The organism is Vibrio ezurae NBRC 102218, assembly GCF_000467185.1.
GTDB classification, from domain to species: Bacteria; Pseudomonadota; Gammaproteobacteria; order Enterobacterales; family Vibrionaceae; genus Vibrio; species Vibrio ezurae.
On sequence record NZ_BATM01000005.1, the window covers coordinates 1 to 18,433 of the forward strand.

Sequence of the window (18,433 nt, forward strand, 5' to 3'; positions counted from 1 at the left end):
TAGAGCAGAGGATTGAAAATCCTCGTGTCGGTGGTTCGATTCCGCCTCGAGGCACCATTATTTGGTGCGTAACACAATAAGTGTTGCTCAAATAATTCCCCTTTAGTTCAGTTGGTAGAACGGCGGACTGTTAATCCGTATGTCGCAAGTTCAAGTCTTGCAAGGGGAGCCACATTACAAGCCCTAGTCTTCGGACTGGGGCTTTTTTGTTTCTGCTTGATTCCTCATCATAGCAATGAAGTAAAAATACCAGCCACACTAACCAAGCGCGCAGCAAAAATACTCGACAACAAGGCAATGACCCGTTATTTACGACGATGGGTATCAGTCTTGCACTTCTCCCCTATTGGCTTTCTAGTTAAACGTTATTTTAAAAACAGGAATGGCCAATAAACCCAGTGCGCAATAAATCGCCACCGCCAATTTTATCTCCCCTCTATTGTCCGTTAACCTGTAAAGCCAGCCGTTAATTAGTGATTACTCAATTAGATCTCGTTACCGAGTGTAAAAAGTCACACATTTAGCCGCGTATCTTCAATGTAGGGTATGCAAACAATGTAATAGCGAACAGGTTACGGCGAATAAATTGGTGAAAAAACCGCTCTTTTATACACAAAACATACACTTCGGACTAGATTTTCGCCAAGTGGAATATTTTTTGCATTTTTTTGTTGACCTTAAAACCGAAAAACCGTTTAATACCCCCCGTCGCCCGGATAGCTCAGTCGGTAGAGCAGAGGATTGAAAATCCTCGTGTCGGTGGTTCGATTCCGCCTCCGGGCACCACAATTTATTGTTGGTGTTCAAAGAACGTCAATGAAGTAAAAGAATATAGTGTGCCGACTTAGCTCAGTAGGTAGAGCAACTGACTTGTAATCAGTAGGTCACCAGTTCGACTCCGGTAGTCGGCACCATTTATTTAGTTTAGAAACAATTCCCCTTTAGTTCAGTTGGTAGAACGGCGGACTGTTAATCCGTATGTCGCAAGTTCAAGTCTTGCAAGGGGAGCCACATTATAGTCAATAGCAAAAGCTGTTGATCAGGCGCCGACTTAGCTCAGTAGGTAGAGCAACTGACTTGTAATCAGTAGGTCACCAGTTCGATTCCGGTAGTCGGCACCATTTATTTAGTTTTAAACGTAATTCCCCTTTAGTTCAGTTGGTAGAACGGCGGACTGTTAATCCGTATGTCGCAAGTTCAAGTCTTGCAAGGGGAGCCACATTATAAGCCCTAGTCTTCGGACTGGGGCTTTTTTGTATCTGGGATCTGGGATACGCTATTATTTCAATGCAGAGAGATAGCGTCTATTTACGATCTCCCTACCACTGAAACAATAAAGCAAAAGAACATCAAATATAAATCCCCTCTTCTTTCATGATAAAAGCCACCACAAGCCCTCAAAGCGTATCAATCAACACACTCTATCAGCTGAGCCTACAAAAGGTCGTTGGCGCGCTCTACAGAGCGTATTAATTACATCTATCTTTACACTCATCAAACATCACATCGTATAAAGTCATCACACAGAGTCATCGCACGCGGCTTCCTTACGCAATTACTGTAATTTTATTACAAAAACAATCAATTCCACTCCATTTGTTCACAACACAAGCAAAACACCACCATAAACCGAGCAATTATTGCTACTAATTTGAGCTAAAGTTTAAGAAACGAGATCTATATCACTTATTATTTTCTCCTACAAAAAGAGAAAGCGTTACATAGATCACTATTAGTTGAGAATTAATATCATTTAAAACGTAATGTAATTTACCAACACGCATTTATTGTGATCAAGATCACCAAGTTAAAACTTTGATCGGATTATTTGCGTGATATAAATCACACTTTATGGGCTGGCAATGCGTTTTCAAAATTATGTGTTAGATTTTTCTCAACGTTAAACAAAACAACACGCCAAACAATGCCATTTGGCTCAAATAATAAATGAGGTCACCTATGCTATCTCCCGAAGCTAAGATTAAAGTTCAAAACTTTGGTCGTTTCCTCTCCAACATGGTTATGCCAAATATTGGCGCATTCATTGCTTGGGGTTTCATTACTGCACTATTTATCCCAACAGGCTGGATTCCTAACGAAACGTTAGCAGCGATGGTTGGTCCTATGATCAAATACCTTCTACCACTATTGATTGGTTATACCGGTGGTAAAATGGTCGGTGGTGAACGTGGAGCTGTAGTCGGTGCCATCACGACAATGGGTGTTATCGTTGGTACTGATATCCCAATGTTCATGGGGGCGATGATTGTTGGTCCACTGGGTGGACTTGCGATTAAGAAATTCGATGAAGCGATTCACGGCAAAGTGAAAAGCGGCTTCGAAATGCTGGTGAACAATTTCTCTGCCGGTATCATCGGTATGATTTGTGCCATTCTCGCTTTCTTAGTCATTGGTCCTGCTGTAAAACTTCTATCCACAGGTCTTGCTGCTGGCGTAGATATTATGGTTAACGCGGGCTTACTTCCTCTTGCTTCTATTTTCGTAGAGCCTGCAAAAATCTTGTTCCTAAACAATGCCATTAACCACGGTATCTTTACACCACTAGGTGTTCAGCAATCAGAAGAGTTAGGTCGCTCAATCTTCTTCCTTATTGAAGCTAACCCAGGCCCAGGTCTTGGTCTACTGCTTGCTTACATGGTATTTGGTAAAGGTAACGCTAAACAATCTGCAGCAGGTGCTTCGATCATCCACTTCTTTGGTGGTATCCACGAAATCTACTTCCCATACGTATTGATGAACCCTCGCCTAGTGCTAGCGGTTATCGCAGGTGGTATGACAGGTGTATTCACTAACGTAATCTTTAGCTCTGGTCTTATTTCACCAGCGTCACCGGGTTCTATCTTCGCTGTCCTTATTATGACGCCTAAAGATTCCTTTGTTGGTGTAATCCTATCGGTAGTGGCGGCAGCGGTTGTCTCTTTCTTAGTGGCTTCACTGTTAATGAAAACTCAAGCTGATTCTGCTGACGATGAAGATTCTCTAGAAAAAGCCGCAAACCAAATGAAAGACATGAAAGCGTCTGCAAAAGGTCAAGAAGCGGGTTCAGTAAACATGTCGGCAGTAAAGAGCATCATCGTAGCGTGTGACGCAGGCATGGGCTCAAGTGCAATGGGTGCAGGTTTACTGCGTAAAAAAGTAGAAGCGGCAGGTTTGGATATTTCAGTCATCAACCTAGCCATCAATAACCTTCCACAAGACGTTGATATTGTTGTCACACACAGAGATCTGACAGACCGTGCCCGCTCTGTTGTCGCTGGTGCGCATCACATCTCACTGTCTAACTTCCTAGATGGCGGTGTGTACGACAAACTGGTAGAGCAACTGCTAGACGCACAAGGGGCAAGTGCTGCGCCAGCCGCAACTCAAGCACCTAAAGCACAAGGTACGTTGCAATTATCAGAAGACCATATCTTCTTAGGGCTACAAGTTAAAACAAAACAAGATGTCATTAAATTTGCTGGTGAACAGCTCGTTAAACTAGGCCACGTAAGCCCTGAATACATTGATGGCATGTTAGCGCGAGAAGAGTTGGTCTCAACCTATCTTGGCGAGTCTATCGCGGTGCCACACGGTACTATCGAAGCGAAAAAATACGTGCAAAACACAGGTATCGTATTCTGCCAATTCCCTGAAGGTATTCAGTGGGGCGAAGACGAAGATGATGTCGCTAAGATGGTCATTGGTATTGCCGCTCAAGGTGATGAACATATCCAAGTTATCACCGCTATCACAAATTCACTTGATGACGACGAAGCAGTTGAGTTATTGAAGACCACATCCAACTCTCAGGATGTACTCAATATTCTTAACGGAAAGTAGTAATGCATGAGTCGTGCTCCTAAGTAAGTGACGAGGCCAGCTCCCCTAGTATTTCGCTGGCCTCTTTTTTATTTTTAATCTCTATTGTCTAGGTATTGTTATGAAAGCTCTACATTTTGGTGCAGGTAACATTGGTCGTGGTTTTATCGGTAAATTATTGGCCGATGCGGGTATCTCAGTCACATTTGCAGACGTGAATGAAACCGTGGTTAATGCGCTTATCGAACGCGGTGAATACCCTGTGAAAGTCGTCGGTGTAGACTCTGTCGTTGACACTGTATCCAACGTAACCGCAGTCAATTCAACAAGCCCTGAGGTGGTTGATTGCATTGCGGTATCGGACATAGTCACAACAGCGGTTGGCCCAACGGTATTAAACATCATCTCTAAAACCATAGCGCAAGGTATTGAACTGCGTTTCTCTCAAGGAAATACCACGCCACTTAACATCATTGCTTGTGAGAATATGGTGCGTGGTACGAGCCAGCTAAAAACCACAGTTTATGGTCACCTTAGTGATGAAGTGAAAGCACAAGCTGAGCAATTGGTAGGCTTTGTCGATTCCGCTGTCGATCGTATCGTACCACCAGCAGAAGAAGGGGAAACAGACCCACTTGCAGTGACGGTAGAAACCTTTAGTGAATGGATTGTTGACCGTACACAATTCAAAGGCAATGTGCCCAATATCCCGGGCATGGAATGTACGGATAACCTAATGGCCTTTGTTGAGCGTAAACTCTTTACTTTAAACACTGGTCACCTTATCACGGCATATCTTGGGGTATTAGCAGGCCACGAAACCATTAAAGATTCTATTGAAGACGATGCTATTCGCACACAAGTTAAAGCGGCAATGCAAGAAAGCGGTGAAGTTCTGATTCGTCGTTACGGCTTTGACCCACAAACGCATGCGGCATACATTGAGAAAATTCTAGGACGATTTGCTAACCCTTATCTTCGTGACGAAGTTGACCGTGTTGGTCGCCAACCAATTCGAAAACTGAGCCCTCAAGACCGTTTAATTAAGCCATTAAATGGTACTCTAGAGTACAACTTGCCGAACGAACATTTACTGAAAGGTATTGCAGCAGCATTCCACTATAAGAATGACGATGACCCACAAGCGGTAGAGCTTCAAGCAATGTTCGCCGAAAAAGGCTTTGCTGAAACACTCGCTCACTACTCTGAGCTGAATGTTGATGCTGAAGTTGTTAAACTTGCTGAGCAAGCTTATCTAGCAATCAAATGACCGCCGACATTAGGTGCTTCAAACGAAGCATCTAATGGGATCATTTCTCATAGTATAAAGAACAATATGCCCATAACCCCACAAAATGAAGCTGAGCTACTCGAAGCCCTTTCTGAAGCAGAAAGTGCTCATGAGTGCTTGTTCACCGCCTACGATGTATTAGACGATACGGTCGATGCATTGTTGAAAAGTATCTTTTTTAAAGATGACTATGCGGTAAAGTTTGTGGTGGATCCGTTATTGACTAACGATGGGCCTCTAGGAGAAATTCAAGTCCGTACTAAATTATTACTTGGACTCGGAAGCATCTCAAAAGAGGTGTACGACGATATCGATATTTTCGTCACCCTAAAAGAGTGGGCAAAAATTCAAGGTGATGAGGTCAGCTTTACAGAAGTGGATGTGCTATTTGAACTCAATCGAATTAACTCCATCAAAGGCATTGCCCCGTTAGAGTTTGATGCTTCCCTCCTTGAGGGAATGAGCGGCGCAACCTTAGAGATGTTTTTAACTCGCCACTTTCAAAGAGTACGCTCAACTTTAGTACTGGCAGTCACAGATATTGTAGCTCAGCTATGTCGAGAAAATGACCTGACTTCCTAAAACAAAAAAACCACCTCGCGGTGGTTTTTTTAGCGTTCGATAATCTTAAAGATTACAGACCTTTAATGTTCTCAGCTTCTAGCTCATTAAAGTATTTAACTGTTTTCACTTTAAGCTCTTGTTGTGCTGGTTCATCAGCAACAATCACTGCTTTATTGTGCAGTTGTAGTGCAGTTACCGTCCACATGTGGTTGATAGAACCTTCTACCGCCATTTGTAGTGCTTGTGCTTTATTGTGGCCTAGAGAAAGAATCATCACTTCTTCAGCATCTAGCAAAGTCGCTACACCGATAGTAAGTGCGTACTTAGGTACTTGCGAGATATCGCCATCAAAGAAGCGAGAGTTAGCAATACGAGTATCTTCAGTTAGCGTCTTAATACGTGTACGTGAAGATAGAGATGAACCTGGCTCATTAAATGCGATGTGGCCATCAATGCCTACGCCGCCCATGAACAAGTTAATCTTGCCGTAAGACTTCATTTTAGCTTCGTATGCAGCACAATGAGCGTCGATATCATCAGCTAAACCGTCAAGTAGGTTAATGTTTTCTTCTTGTACATCAACGTGGTTGAAGAAGTTGTTGTACATGAAAGAGCGGTAAGACTCAGGATGGTTAGGATCAATTCCAACATACTCATCCATGTTAAAAGTCACTACGTGTTTAAAGCTAACTTCACCCGCTTTATACAAATCGATCAGTGCTTTGTATGTAGTTAATGGTGTGCCACCCGTTGGTAGACCCAATACAAATGGTCGCTCAGCAGTTGGTTGGAATTTATTGATGCTTTCAACAATATGACGCGCAGCCCACTTACCTACTTTCTCAGCATTGCTTAACGGAATAAGTCTCATAAATCTACCTTTCTAACGATTAGGGTTGAATGTTTTTTTGTAGTGTAAAATAAGTAATGCTTTTATCCAATACAAATTCGAATTTTTTTGACCTAGATCGTACAAAAAATCGCTAACAGCGCAAAATTATCCGAATTTTATCCCTCATAAATGCATTTCAAAGTGAAACTTTATGCCATTCACTGCTGTGATAATTCTCGATGAGAATTATCTGCTTCGATTCACAAGCGACTGGATTAGATACGCCCTACTCTAAAAATTAAGTATTTCGATTTAATTTCGATATATAGACATTTAAGTTTCGATGTGAAAGAATATCGCAATCGAAACGAAACACAGATCCCCATGACAAAGAGAAACTCGCAAATTCGACGCAGTGCTATTGCTTCTCTCGTAGAGCAACAAGGCGAAGTCACCGTTGAAGAGCTAGCCAAACGCTTTGACACCTCAGAAGTCACCATTCGTAAAGACCTTGCTTCTTTAGAGCAAAGTGGTCAGTTATTACGTCGCTACGGTGGTGCCGTGTCGATTCCAACCGAAACCGTTGTCGAAGAGCTCAGCATTCTGGTCTCAGAAGAAAAACGTGCTTTAGCCGCAACCGCAGTATCTCTAGTTCGCGATCACAATCGAATTGTGATTGATAGCGGCAGTACAACGGGTGCACTAATTTCTATGCTCGATGGAAAAAAAGGCTTAGTGGTTATGACCAATTCATTAACCGCAGCCAATGCACTTAATGAATTAGAAAGTGAACCGACCCTATTAATGACTGGTGGCACATGGGATGCCCATTCCGATTCATTCCAAGGGCAAGTAGCGGAAGCAGCACTACGATCGTATGACTTTGATCAGCTGTTTGTGGGCGCTGACGGTCTGGATCTTGAGCGAGGTACCACCACCTTTAATGAACTGATTGGTTTAAGCCGAGTCATGGCGGAAGTATCGCGCCAAGTGATCGTGATGATCGAGTCAGACAAAATTGGTCGACGTATCCCCAACCTAGAACTGGCTTGGGACAACATAGATATTGTCGTTACCGATCAGAACCTGTCTGACGAATATAAAGAAATTATCGAATCAAAATCTGTTCGTGTCATACGAGCAGAAAATTAAATTAGTACTTATGGTCTTCGTCTCAATATAAAGAAGACAAATTGGAGAATACAAAATGTGTGGAATTGTTGGTGCAGTAGCACAACGTGATGTGGCTGAAATCCTTGTTGAAGGTTTACGCCGTCTTGAATACCGTGGCTATGACTCTGCTGGTGTTGCAGTAGTGGATAGCGAATCAAACCTAACTCGCGTGCGTCGCTTAGGTAAGGTTCAAGAACTTGCTGATGCTGTAAACGAGCAGCACGTTGCGGGCGGTACAGGCATTGCACATACACGTTGGGCAACTCACGGTGAACCAAGTGAAGCAAACGCTCACCCACACATGTCTGGCGATATTGCGGTTGTACACAACGGCATCATTGAAAACCACGAAGAACTGCGTGAACTATTAACTGGACGCGGTTATGTGTTCACATCTCAAACAGATACTGAAGTTATCGCTCACCTAGTTGAGTGGGAACTGAGAACTTCTGCTTCATTGATTGAAGCTCTACAAAAAACCGCAAAACAACTTGAAGGTGCATACGGCACCGTAGCGGTTGATCGTAAAGATCCTAGCCGCATCGTAGTTGCTCGCTCTGGTAGCCCAATTGTTATTGGTCTAGGTGTAGGTGAAAACTTCCTAGCCTCTGATCAGCTAGCACTACTTAACGTAACTCGTCGCTTTATCTACCTTGAAGAGGGTGACATTGCCGAAATCACTCGCCGTGAAGTGTCTATCTTTGATGCGGAAGGCAACGCAGTTGAACGTGAAGAGCACGAATCTAACGCAGAACACGATGCCGGTGACAAAGGTAAATACCGTCACTTCATGCAAAAAGAGATCTTTGAGCAGCCAACAGCGCTTATCAGCACTATGGAAGGCCGTCTGTCTGCTGACTCTGTTATCACTAACGCGATTGGCGTAAAAGCAGAAGAAATCCTAAGCAAAGTAGAACACGTACAAATCATTGCTTGTGGTACTTCATACAACTCAGGCATGGCTGCTCGCTACTGGTTTGAATCTATCGCGGGCGTAAGCTGTGACGTAGAAATTGCTTCTGAGTTCCGCTACCGTAAATTCGTGACTCGCCCTAACAGCTTGCTAGTGACACTTTCTCAATCAGGTGAAACAGCCGATACACTCGCTGCGCTACGCCTAGCTAAAGAGAAAGGCTACATGGCCGCAATGACTATCTGTAACGTGGCAGGTTCATCACTGGTTCGCGAATCAGACTTCGCCTTCATGACCCGTGCGGGAACTGAAATTGGCGTTGCCTCAACCAAAGCATTCACAACCCAACTTGCAGCAATGCTAATGATGGTCGTGTCTATTGGTCGCCTGCAAGGTCGCGTAGATCAAGCGCAAGAAACAGAAATTGTTAAAGCACTGCACGAGCTACCAACCGCTATCGAAAAAGCCCTAGCCTTCGACAAAGAAATCGAAGCACTAGCCCCTGATTTTGCAGACAAACACCACACCCTATTCCTAGGTCGCGGTGAGTACTACCCAATCGCAATGGAAGCCTCTCTAAAACTAAAAGAGATCTCTTACATTCACGCAGAAGCCTACGCCGCTGGCGAACTAAAACACGGCCCTCTAGCGCTCATTGATGCTGACATGCCTGTAGTCGTAGTTGCACCAAACAACGACCTACTAGAGAAGCTAAAATCTAACGTAGAAGAAGTACGTGCGCGTGGCGGTCTACTGTATGTCTTTGCCGATGAAGAAGCCGGCTTTGAAGGCGACGAAAACATGAAGATCATCAAAATGCCTCACGTCAGTGAAATCATTGCCCCAATCTTCTACACAGTACCAATGCAATTGCTGTCGTACCACATTGCATTAATCAAAGGTACTGACGTTGACCAACCACGTAACCTAGCGAAAGCGGTTACTGTAGAATAATCAACCGTCGTTGATAACATTCTCTTATTAAGGGGCTTTAAGCCCCTTTTTTGTATCTACGATTTCCAATCACATCAAACCGCATAGCAAGCGGTGCATTCATCCTGCGAAAAATGCACTTTGCCCTCCAAATTAAGCACATGCTGTTTACCCGCAGCGACTCCCATTTCATACCCGACATCCAATAATCGTCTATTGCGAGTTAAACGCTTAACGGGAAATCTTCTGGAGGCGCGATAACTCGAATCGTCGCATCACTCGGCGGAAAACGAATAAACTGCAACGCCTCATTATATTGCTTCGCTCTCGTAGCCAATGTTTCTGCCACTTTGGGAGTGTCACGCAACAAACGCTTCATTAACCAATAAGAACTGGATTCCGGCATGTTGTAAGACAACGGATGAGAAAGGATAACGGTGATGTCCCGGGCACCACGTCGGTACGCCTCTTTGACCGGAATAGAGTCAGCCACTGCACCATCTGTAAAACAGCCTCCCGAAAAACAAGGCGTGCGTTTGTAAGCAATAGGCAGCGCTGTAGTAGCTTCCATCACCCCAGACAGGTTCTCTTTGGATACATGAAAGTATTTAGCCTGCCCTGAGCCGATATCAGTGGTAGTGGCATACAAAGGGATAGAGTTGAAAAGACATTCCAGATCAATAGGATATTGAACCATAGAGGCATCACTGAGCCATTTTACATCGGTTAAGTTTCCCCCTACCGCAAAGCGGGATACACTGAAAAAATCTTTCGAGGTCGCAAGTTCAGTGATGACTTTATAGCTGCGCTGTTTTGCCTTCGCCAGATAGCCCAATAAGTTAGACGCCCCCGCCGATACGCCAATCGTAAAATCAAAAGGCTGATACTCATGCTCTAAATAAGCATCAAGTACCCCAGCGGCAAAAATGCCACGCATAGCCCCGCCCTCAACTACCAATGCTTTCTTATCCACAACAGCCCCCTTAAATTTCCAGTAGGATTAGGATAAAGGGCTAATGACAGTAAGAGAAATCAGTAATAATTATTATTTTGATAGGCGCAAGCTATTAGATATCAAGTGTGTTTATAGAAACTCACTATCCGCGTTAGACAGAGCCAAATGCTTTTCAGCCTCTTTGGTCATTGTGTCTATGCGTTTAGAGGTGTCTATGCGTTTAGAGTGTTTAATTTTTAAACACATCAAATAGTGACAGTCACATAGCCTTACCCACCCACATACACACAACCTCAATCGTACAAGTGTTACGATCAAAGAAAAACAAAAAAACTACTTGCCTTTATCGGGAGGTATGACTAATATACACCGCAACAAAGGAATCGTAGGATCAAAACGAAATGGTAAATAATATGAAAGCTATTGCGGTGTTGTGTAACGAACTAACTACTGGCGCAACAAACGCGTTGTTTGAAAAAACTAACCAAAGAGATGAAAAATCTTTGTACTTATTAACGGGTAACTCACTGAACTCAAACGGTGAGATTATTGAAGAGCAGCTTGGGTCCGTAACCTTAAAAGAAGGCAAGGAGATCCAACGCTTCTTACTACAACAAGGTGATGTGGTGTTACTTGCTAAAGGTAATTCAATTAGAGCTGGTTACGTCACTGAGCGTATTGCCAAGCTTAACGTTATTGCTTCAGCCAACTTTATTCTAATTCGACCAAACAATAATGAGTTACTTGGCGAGGTGCTTGTTGCTTACTTTAACTCCCCTGCTGGTCAAAGCTTGTTAGATGCTACCAGTACCGGTGCAACGATAAAAAACATCAGCCTATCAAATATTAAGAAGGTCGGTGTTGAGTTTCCAGCACTATGCAAGCAACGTGAAATTGCCGAACTATTCCATGCCAGCAACCATGCTTATCAGGCAACAATCAATTTAGCAGAGCAACAAAAGAAAGCTGCTTTGGCTTGTATTAGTCAACTTATCAAAGGGGAAGCGTAATGGATCATATAACAAAACAGTTATGGGCCTTAATGGATAGTAGCCGAGGCTCAATGGAAGCATCGCATACATTGGAATTGATCGTTTACGTTGCGTTTGTTGCAAAAGAGAATCCAGAGTCCTTTCAAGCGATTGTAAATAGCGGTCATGCTAAACAACTGAATATGTTAATAGAAGCAGGTCAGGTCTTGGAAGCAACTCACCCAGTTGACGTCTGTGCTGCACCAGGCCATTACAAAACTGATGTAAAGATCGTCAACAAGGTTGTTTCTTTCATCGCTGAGATTTCTAATTTTGGTTCACTAGCTAGCGCTTTAAGGGATTTGAGTGCACAAACACTTGGCAAACTTAACGTGTCTTCAGCCAATCAGAATATGCAAAGAGTCTTCTCTGCTATCGTTGGTGATTGTAGTGATAGCTCTTTATACGATGGCGCATGTGGCTTAGCCAGAATAGCTTCTAGCTCGAACTCGAATGCCCTTTACCTCGAGGAAAAAAACCAAAGTACTTATTTAACGGCTTACCGATTATTAACGCTTGAGGATAAACATTTCAGCTTGGTTAATACCGATTCGCTGTTGGAACCTGCCTTTGATCAAGAAAAGCTATTTGATGTGGTCATCATCGAGCCGCCAATGGCTCAAAAGTTTAATGCTGATGAGCGACGTATGCTGGCTGAAGCCCCTTTTATCTCGGTTCCTGTAGGCAAAGCCGTATCGGCTAACTCAGGTGATAGTCTATGGGTTCAGCAAGCAATTAGTAACCTTAACGAGACAGGTAAAGGATACATTGTTTTGCCTCAAGGGATTTTATTCAGAGGTGGTTATGATGCAAAGGTCAGGGAATATTTACTAGAAAATGAACTGCTTGAAGCAGTAATTGGGCTCCCATCGTCAATACTAGACAGTACCGGCATCCCACCAGTAATTTTGGTGCTGAGTAAGAATAAACAAGCGGGCTCTCCTGTTGTCTTTGTCGATGCCAGTGACATAGGCACTGTAGATAAACATAAAGTCACGATAACAAATCAAGATGCAGAGTTAATTGCTGAATTGGCAGCAGGAAAACGAGGTGATGATGAACGCTACAAGGCGGTATTCATCCCCGAAATTAGACAGCAAAATAAAGAGTTAAGTATCTCACATTACATAGCCAAAGAGATTGAAGTCGAAGAGCTAGACATTGTGCAAGAACTAAAAAAACTAAAAAGCTACCAAGCTGACTTTGAGCAATCTCAACAAGTGCTGACAGCATTACTTACTAGGTATCAATAATATAGCTGCATGGTTGTGTTCCCTGATGAGCGAACCCTGTAGCAGCGAAATATAAGGCATTTTAAAATGGCAGATTTTAAAAAGATAGAAGAACTAGAGAAACGTTTATGGTCAGCCGCTGACTCATTGCGAGCGAACACTGGCTTAACGGCGCAAGAATACTCTCGCCCAATTCAGGGTTTGATATTCCTAAAGTACGCTGAATATCGTTTCGCGCTGGCAAAAAGTAAAATTGAAGAACAAACCAGTTCGCGCCGTCGTGGTAGCGGCGACATTAAATCGAAGATCCAAGCAGAAGGCGCAATGTATGTACCAGATGAGGCGCTCTACACCAAGCTATTAGCGCTTCCAGAAGGTGCGAACATCGGCGTTAAAATTAATGATGCTATGAAAGCTCTAGAGGCTGAAAATGAAGCGATCAAAGATGCACTGCCTAAGACCTTTACTCGCTTTGAAAATGACATTCTAAAAAGCTTACTGAAAAACTTTAACGACATCGATTTTAGCCTTGGCTCAGATATCTTTGGTCGAATCTATGAATACTTTCTCAATGAGTTCGCCAAAACCGAGGGTCAAGGCGGTGGCGAGTTCTTCACACCTTCAGCACTGGTCAAGCTCATCACGGAAATTATCGAGCCTTATCATGGCAAGGTGTTCGATCCAGCGTGTGGCAGCGGTGGTATGTTTGTCAGCTCAGCTGATTTTGTATCTAGCCACAACAAATCAGCCTCAGATGAACTCTCTGTGTTTGGGCAAGAAAAAACTGGTGATACGGTTCGCCTATCGAAAATGAACTTGGCGGTTCACGGTTTGCAAGGCGATATCCGCGAAGGTAATTCCTACTATGAAGACCCATTCGAGCTAGCCAAAGGTCCAATTGTAGATGGTAAACAACATGGTCAATTTGATTATGTTATGGCGAATCCACCATTCAACGTAAATGAAATTCAAAAAGACCGCTTAGAAGGTGATAAACACAGGTTCCCTTACGGTATGCCGCGTAACGACAACGGTAATTACCTTTGGATTCAAATGTTCTATACCGCACTGAATCAAAAAGGTCGAGCAGGCTTTGTGATGGCTAACTCTGCTAGTGATGCCCGAGGTTCAGAGCAAGAGATCCGTCAACAGCTGATTGAAGATGATGCAGTTGATGTCATGGTGGCCGTATCGACCAACTTCTTCTACACCGTAACGTTGCCATGTGCGCTGTGGTTTTTAGATAAAAACAAACCTGCGCATAACAAAGACAAAGTATTGTTTATCGATGCCCGCCATATCTTCCGCCAAGTTACTCGTTCTGTACGTGATTACACTAGCGAGCAACTTAATTTTATCGCCAATATTGTGCGTTTATACCGTGGGCAAGATATTGATAATACTTACCTTGAAACCCATCCAGATGATGGCAACGTTGGTAAGTTTAAACTAGAAGACTTCTTTACCAATGATCGTGGTGAACTGGCTTATCAAGATATCGCTGGCTTATGTAAAGTGGCATCTAAAGCAGACATTATTGAGCAAGGTTATAGCTTAAATCCTGGTCGCTATGTGGGGGTTGCGGATGGAGAGGTACTAGATGATGTGGAGTTTAAATTGAAGTTTGAATTATTGATAGAAGAGTTGGAGTCATTGAGTTCCGAAGCTCATCAACTTGAAGCTGATATATCAAAAAATGCAGCTCAAATATTAGGGCTTTAATACTATGAACACTCTACGCAAAGTTAAAATTAAGGATCTGGGAAAGATTTATACAGGAAGCACACCTTCGACTAAAGACGAAAAAATGTGGGGAGGGATATACCCATTTGTAAAACCGTCAGATTTAGTAGGTGGCTCGCGACGAGTACCGAAAACTGAGATGATGCTTTCAGAGGCAGCAACAAAAACTGCTAAAGGTAGACTATTACCGAAAGGCACAACTTGTGTTGTAACTATTGGGACTATTGGTAAGTTGTGCCAATTAAGTGAGGCTGCCGCAACAAATCAACAAATAAACTCAATAGTGGTTGATAAGGAAAACTTTGACGAAGACTACGTTTATTACTTAATGACACAGAGTATTGATAGAGTCAAAGTTGTAGAAGGAGGATCAGCTTCAGGCCGAGAGCACGTTAAAAAGAGCACGTTTGAACAAATTGAATTAAACGTATTGCCATTACAACAGCAACAAAAACTTTCGCGTTTAGTTCGCAAATATGATGACTTAATCGAAAACAACAACCGCCGTATCGCTATCTTAGAAGACATGGCGCAATCACTTTATCGCGAGTGGTTTATTAAGTTTCGCTATCCAGGCCACAAAGAAAACCTTGATGCTGATTGTAACCCTAAACTCGTTGATTCCCCGTTAGGGCAAATTCCTGAGGGTTGGGATGTTAAAAAAATTAAAGATTTAGGTACGGTTATTACAGGAAAGACTCCAAGCACGAAAAAAGCTGAATATTATGCGAGTTCGGATGTTCCATTTCTGAAGACGCCTGATATGCATGGAGCAATCTTTTCAGTTGATATTGCAGACTATCTTTCTGATGAAGGTGCCAACAGCCAGAAGAATAAGTTTATACCGGCGAACTCAATATGTGTTGCTTGCATTGGTGCAAAAGCAGGTGTTGTAATTCTGACTTCAGAAAAGCTTCAAACCAATCAGCAAATAAATAGTTTAGTCTTGGATGATCCTAGTATGCGTGAGTACTTCTACCTTTTTGCCGTGGGGCTTCATCAAAAGATCCATGCCCTTGGTTCATCAGGTGCAACAATGACCAACGTTAACAAGAGTAAATTTGAAGGGATTGAGGTTTTGATGCCACCTCAGGATTTAATAGGCTCGTTCCATAAATCGACTTCAGCTCTCTTCGATTCGATTCTGAATCTGCAAAGGCGAAATGGAAATCTTAAAAAGCAACGTGATATGTTATTGCCAAAGTTGATCTCAGGAGCAATAGAACTATGAGTAGTGAATTTCTAGGGAGCCGCTGGTATAAATTTGACTTTCATGCACATACACCTGCATCGTCAGATTACAAAAAGCCAGAAGAGACTGAAACCGATTGGTTAAAAGCCTTAATGGCTGAAGAAGTTGACTGCGTGGCTATCACTGATCATGTGTCAGGTGATTGGATAGATAGACTAAATGCAACTTACGCTGAACTCGATAAGAATGCGGAATGGTATCGACCGCTACACTTGTTTCCTGGCTGTGAAATCACCGTAAGTACCGGTCAATCACGTATTCATGTTTTGGCTATTTTTGACCCTTCTTGCAACTCAGCAAAAATCGCAGCTGTTCTCGGTCAGTGTGGTATTACTGAGGGGCATGGTGACGCTGAAGAGACCTGTGCAACGGAGTCTGTTGACAAGGTTATCTCTATTATAAAGCAAGCAGGTGGAGCTGCTATACCTGCGCATATTGATGGGGCTAAAGGACTGCTAAACGGAATAACAAATACGAACCAGGAGATTGAGTCATGGCTCAATCAGATTGAAGCTGCTGAGTTTGTCAATTTATCCTTTCTCGATACGGTTAATCCAGAGCTGTTAAAGGCGGCAGCGCATTTAGCAAAACTTCAAGGGTCAGATGCCCACGAATGCAGTCGATTAGGTAAGAGGTATTCGTGGATAAAAATGAGCCAGCTATCAATCGATGGACTGAAGTTGGCTCTGCATGACAACGATTTTTGTGTCGACAATAGCGTTGATAATCCTAATGCAACTCCAGATTTATTTCTAAAAAGTTTGAATATCTCTCAGATGCGTCATTGTGGTCGTATTCCTGGTAACCCCGCGGCATTTGAATTACACCCTCTTTTTAACGCAGTTATTGGTGGACGAGGTTCTGGTAAATCTACATTCATTGAGTCTGTTCGGTTGGCATTAGGTCGTGAAAATGAAGTAGCAGAACTTGAGCAGATCCAGGAAGAAGTTCACTCTTTTAGGGAGGGAGTAACAAAAGCTGATACTGAAATATGCGTTGAGCTACAACGAAGAGATGAGGCATACCAATCGATTTGGAAACACAGTACAGCACCCTACATTAATAAACTACAAGCAGGTGACTGGACCCTTGATAACGGAAAGCCCGAAGAGCGTTTTCATGTGAGTTTGTACAGCCAAAAACAAATCAATGCACTGGCAAGCAATACAAACAGCTTATTAGAAATTATTGATCGTTCAAACGAAGTTAACTTTTCGGCATGGAAGTATCAGTTTGATGCTGAGATCAACAAGTTTTTAGGGCTTTGTCGGGAAGTACGTCAGCTACAGGAGCGGCTTGATAGTAAAGGCACCTTAGAATCACAAAAAGACGATCTAAATAGCGATATCGAGAGCTTCGAGAAAGGTGGCCATAAAGATATCTTTAATGCCTACCAAACTTTTACACTTGAAAAACAGAAAGTTGAAAAGGCAGCTGGTATCTCTGGGTTAGTTGATTCTATCGACGGCATGCTGTCTGAGGAGTTTGCGGAGCTTAGCCTCACGGAAGAAGGCGAAGATAAGCCTAATTACGTCACAGAGTTAGAAGAAATACAGACGGCATTCAAAGGGAATTTAGTTTCTGTTCAGACTGAACTGGAAAAGCTAAAAGAGCAAATTACAAAAGCTGAACAGGATCGAGCAGATGCAATCAACAAATCAAGTTGGTACTTAAAAGGTGTAGAAGCTACACAGCAGTATGAACAAGTTGTTCAAGAGTATGCTGAAAAAGGGGAAGAATTAAACCCAGAACAGTATGAGTCTTGGCTTACTCAACGCAATGAGATCAACATTCAGTTGGAAGAGCTAGAAACAGTACAAACGAATCTAAACATCAAAAAAGACCAGTGTGATAAGTCACTTAGAAAACTGTATGTGTTAAGAAGAAGGCTTCAGATCAAACGTCAAAAATTTATTAAGAAAGTTATTGGTGGAAATCGTTATGTGAAAATGAAGCTTTTGCCGTTTGCGAACAGAACTACGATAGAGAAAAAGTTTAGAGAGCACATTGGGGTAGAGGCTAGTTTTGCTATTTCCATCTATCAGGATGACCAAACTAATAGCTTGTTGTATGAGTTACTTTCTAAGGAATTAAACCTTAAGGGCATTGCAAGAGAGGTCAGCAAGTTAAAAGATGCGACTCTATCCTTAGCCTCTGGAGACGATGTACCACCATATCGAATAGATAATCGCTTGAAGACTTCGCTCACACAAAAGCTTTCACAACAACCTGAAACGTTTGAACGATTGATAACTTGGTGGCCTGATGATCAACTTGTCGTTGAATATGCTAAGGATATTGAAAGAGGCAAGTTTGAGAACATTGAAAAAGGTTCAGCAGGTCAGAAAGCTGCAGCTATTCTAGCCTTTTTGCTTAGTCATGGTGATAATCCAATTATTGTCGATCAGCCTGAAGATGACTTAGATAACGCCCTTATCTACCAGTTGATTGTGTCTCAGATACATGAGAATAAGAAGCGCAGGCAAATTATCATGGTGACACATAACCCTAATATTGTAGTAAATGGTGATGCTGAGTTCGTAAATGTGCTTCATTTCCATGCAGGGCAAGTTCAGGTATTGGAGTCAGGTGGTTTGTGTGAGCAAAGCGTGAGGGACCATGTTTGTAATATCATGGAAGGCGGAGCAACTGCTTTTGATAAACGTTACAGTAGGTTAAGGGTGATATAGGAGGT

At 42.7% G+C, this 18,433-nt stretch carries 11 protein-coding genes, 6 tRNA genes and 1 pseudogene; 16 read left to right on the top strand and 2 right to left on the bottom strand.

Going from position 1 to position 18,433, the window contains the following annotated elements; genetic code table 11:
- The first annotated feature begins 96 nt into the window (after positions 1-96).
- The 9 genes from VEZ01S_RS01975 (at position 97) to VEZ01S_RS02015 (ending at position 5,692) form a co-directional block, all read left to right on the top strand.
- Positions 97-172: transfer RNA gene (locus VEZ01S_RS01975), tRNA-Asn, on the top strand.
- 538 nt (positions 173-710) lie between these two features.
- Positions 711-786: transfer RNA gene (locus VEZ01S_RS01980), tRNA-Phe, on the top strand.
- A gap of 52 nt (positions 787-838) precedes the next feature.
- Positions 839-914 (top strand) — tRNA-Thr (locus VEZ01S_RS01985).
- 21 nt (positions 915-935) lie between these two features.
- Positions 936-1,011: transfer RNA gene (locus VEZ01S_RS01990), tRNA-Asn, on the top strand.
- Between the two features lie 34 nt (positions 1,012-1,045).
- Positions 1,046-1,121: transfer RNA gene (locus VEZ01S_RS01995), tRNA-Thr, on the top strand.
- 22 nt (positions 1,122-1,143) lie between these two features.
- A tRNA-Asn gene (locus VEZ01S_RS02000) sits at positions 1,144-1,219 on the top strand.
- 740 nt (positions 1,220-1,959) lie between these two features.
- Positions 1,960-3,840 carry a PTS mannitol transporter subunit IICBA gene (locus VEZ01S_RS02005; RefSeq protein ID WP_021712337.1) on the top strand — a complete coding sequence of 627 codons (1,881 nt, stop codon included), beginning with the start codon at positions 1,960-1,962 and terminating at the stop codon, positions 3,838-3,840.
- Positions 3,841-3,940: 100 nt separating this feature from the next.
- Positions 3,941-5,089, top strand: a complete 1,149-nt coding sequence (locus VEZ01S_RS02010; RefSeq protein ID WP_021712338.1) for a mannitol-1-phosphate 5-dehydrogenase — start codon at positions 3,941-3,943, stop codon at positions 5,087-5,089.
- Positions 5,090-5,155: 66 nt separating this feature from the next.
- Positions 5,156-5,692, top strand: coding sequence for an MltR family transcriptional regulator (locus VEZ01S_RS02015; protein ID WP_021712339.1), 537 nt, complete (start codon positions 5,156-5,158; stop codon positions 5,690-5,692).
- A gap of 52 nt (positions 5,693-5,744) precedes the next feature.
- Here the strand turns inward: VEZ01S_RS02015 and nagB are convergent, their stop codons facing one another.
- Positions 5,745-6,545: a glucosamine-6-phosphate deaminase gene (nagB, locus tag VEZ01S_RS02020; protein ID WP_021712340.1), complete on the bottom strand. Its 801-nt coding sequence runs from the start codon at positions 6,543-6,545 to the stop codon at positions 5,745-5,747.
- A 345-nt stretch (positions 6,546-6,890) separates the two neighbouring features.
- Between nagB and VEZ01S_RS02025 the strand changes: the two genes are divergently transcribed.
- Together VEZ01S_RS02025 and glmS are read left to right on the top strand one after the other, a co-directional pair.
- Entirely contained in the window at positions 6,891-7,658 is a 768-nt protein-coding gene (locus tag VEZ01S_RS02025; protein WP_021712341.1) for a DeoR/GlpR family DNA-binding transcription regulator, read from the top strand.
- Positions 7,659-7,713: 55 nt separating this feature from the next.
- Positions 7,714-9,546: a glutamine--fructose-6-phosphate transaminase (isomerizing) gene (glmS, locus tag VEZ01S_RS02030; RefSeq protein ID WP_021712342.1), complete on the top strand. Its 1,833-nt coding sequence runs from the start codon at positions 7,714-7,716 to the stop codon at positions 9,544-9,546.
- A 74-nt stretch (positions 9,547-9,620) separates the two neighbouring features.
- Here glmS and VEZ01S_RS02035 read toward each other — a convergent pair.
- Positions 9,621-10,498: pseudogene (locus VEZ01S_RS02035) on the bottom strand (patatin-like phospholipase family protein).
- A 383-nt stretch (positions 10,499-10,881) separates the two neighbouring features.
- Here VEZ01S_RS02035 and VEZ01S_RS02040 point away from each other — a divergent pair.
- From VEZ01S_RS02040 to VEZ01S_RS02060, 5 genes are all read left to right on the top strand, one after another.
- Entirely contained in the window at positions 10,882-11,490 is a 609-nt protein-coding gene (locus VEZ01S_RS02040; protein ID WP_021712345.1) for a restriction endonuclease subunit S, read from the top strand.
- A complete protein-coding gene (locus tag VEZ01S_RS02045; protein WP_021712346.1) occupies positions 11,490-12,764 on the top strand; it encodes an N-6 DNA methylase in 1,275 nt (424 codons plus the stop codon). The genes VEZ01S_RS02040 and VEZ01S_RS02045 overlap by 1 nt, the downstream gene beginning before the upstream one ends.
- A gap of 66 nt (positions 12,765-12,830) precedes the next feature.
- Positions 12,831-14,465: a type I restriction-modification system subunit M gene (locus VEZ01S_RS02050; protein ID WP_021712347.1), complete on the top strand. Its 1,635-nt coding sequence runs from the start codon at positions 12,831-12,833 to the stop codon at positions 14,463-14,465.
- A 4-nt stretch (positions 14,466-14,469) separates the two neighbouring features.
- Positions 14,470-15,717 (top strand): restriction endonuclease subunit S, encoded by a 1,248-nt coding sequence (locus VEZ01S_RS16470; RefSeq protein WP_021712348.1) that lies wholly within the window; start codon positions 14,470-14,472, stop codon positions 15,715-15,717.
- Positions 15,714-18,428, top strand: a complete 2,715-nt coding sequence (locus VEZ01S_RS02060) for a TrlF family AAA-like ATPase (RefSeq protein WP_021712349.1) — start codon at positions 15,714-15,716, stop codon at positions 18,426-18,428. Before VEZ01S_RS16470 ends, VEZ01S_RS02060 begins: the two co-directional genes overlap by 4 nt.
- Positions 18,429-18,433: the final 5 nt, after the last annotated feature.

Excerpts from the sequence above, each read along its gene's own strand:
- VEZ01S_RS02015 (WP_021712339.1), top strand. The coding sequence starts at position 5,156 with ATGCCCATAACCCCACAAAATGAAGCTGAGCTACTCGAAGCCCTTTCT.
- VEZ01S_RS02050 (WP_021712347.1), top strand. The coding sequence starts at position 12,831 with ATGGCAGATTTTAAAAAGATAGAAGAACTAGAGAAACGTTTATGGTCA.
- VEZ01S_RS02025 (WP_021712341.1), top strand. The coding sequence starts at position 6,891 with ATGACAAAGAGAAACTCGCAAATTCGACGCAGTGCTATTGCTTCTCTC.
- VEZ01S_RS02040 (WP_021712345.1), top strand. The coding sequence starts at position 10,882 with ATGGTAAATAATATGAAAGCTATTGCGGTGTTGTGTAACGAACTAACT.
- VEZ01S_RS02010 (WP_021712338.1), top strand. The coding sequence starts at position 3,941 with ATGAAAGCTCTACATTTTGGTGCAGGTAACATTGGTCGTGGTTTTATC.
- VEZ01S_RS02045 (WP_021712346.1), top strand. The coding sequence starts at position 11,490 with ATGGATCATATAACAAAACAGTTATGGGCCTTAATGGATAGTAGCCGA.
- glmS (WP_021712342.1), top strand. The coding sequence starts at position 7,714 with ATGTGTGGAATTGTTGGTGCAGTAGCACAACGTGATGTGGCTGAAATC.
- VEZ01S_RS16470 (WP_021712348.1), top strand. The coding sequence starts at position 14,470 with ATGAACACTCTACGCAAAGTTAAAATTAAGGATCTGGGAAAGATTTAT.
- nagB (WP_021712340.1), bottom strand. The coding sequence starts at position 6,545 with ATGAGACTTATTCCGTTAAGCAATGCTGAGAAAGTAGGTAAGTGGGCT.
- VEZ01S_RS02005 (WP_021712337.1), top strand. The coding sequence starts at position 1,960 with ATGCTATCTCCCGAAGCTAAGATTAAAGTTCAAAACTTTGGTCGTTTC.
- VEZ01S_RS02060 (WP_021712349.1), top strand. The coding sequence starts at position 15,714 with ATGAGTAGTGAATTTCTAGGGAGCCGCTGGTATAAATTTGACTTTCAT.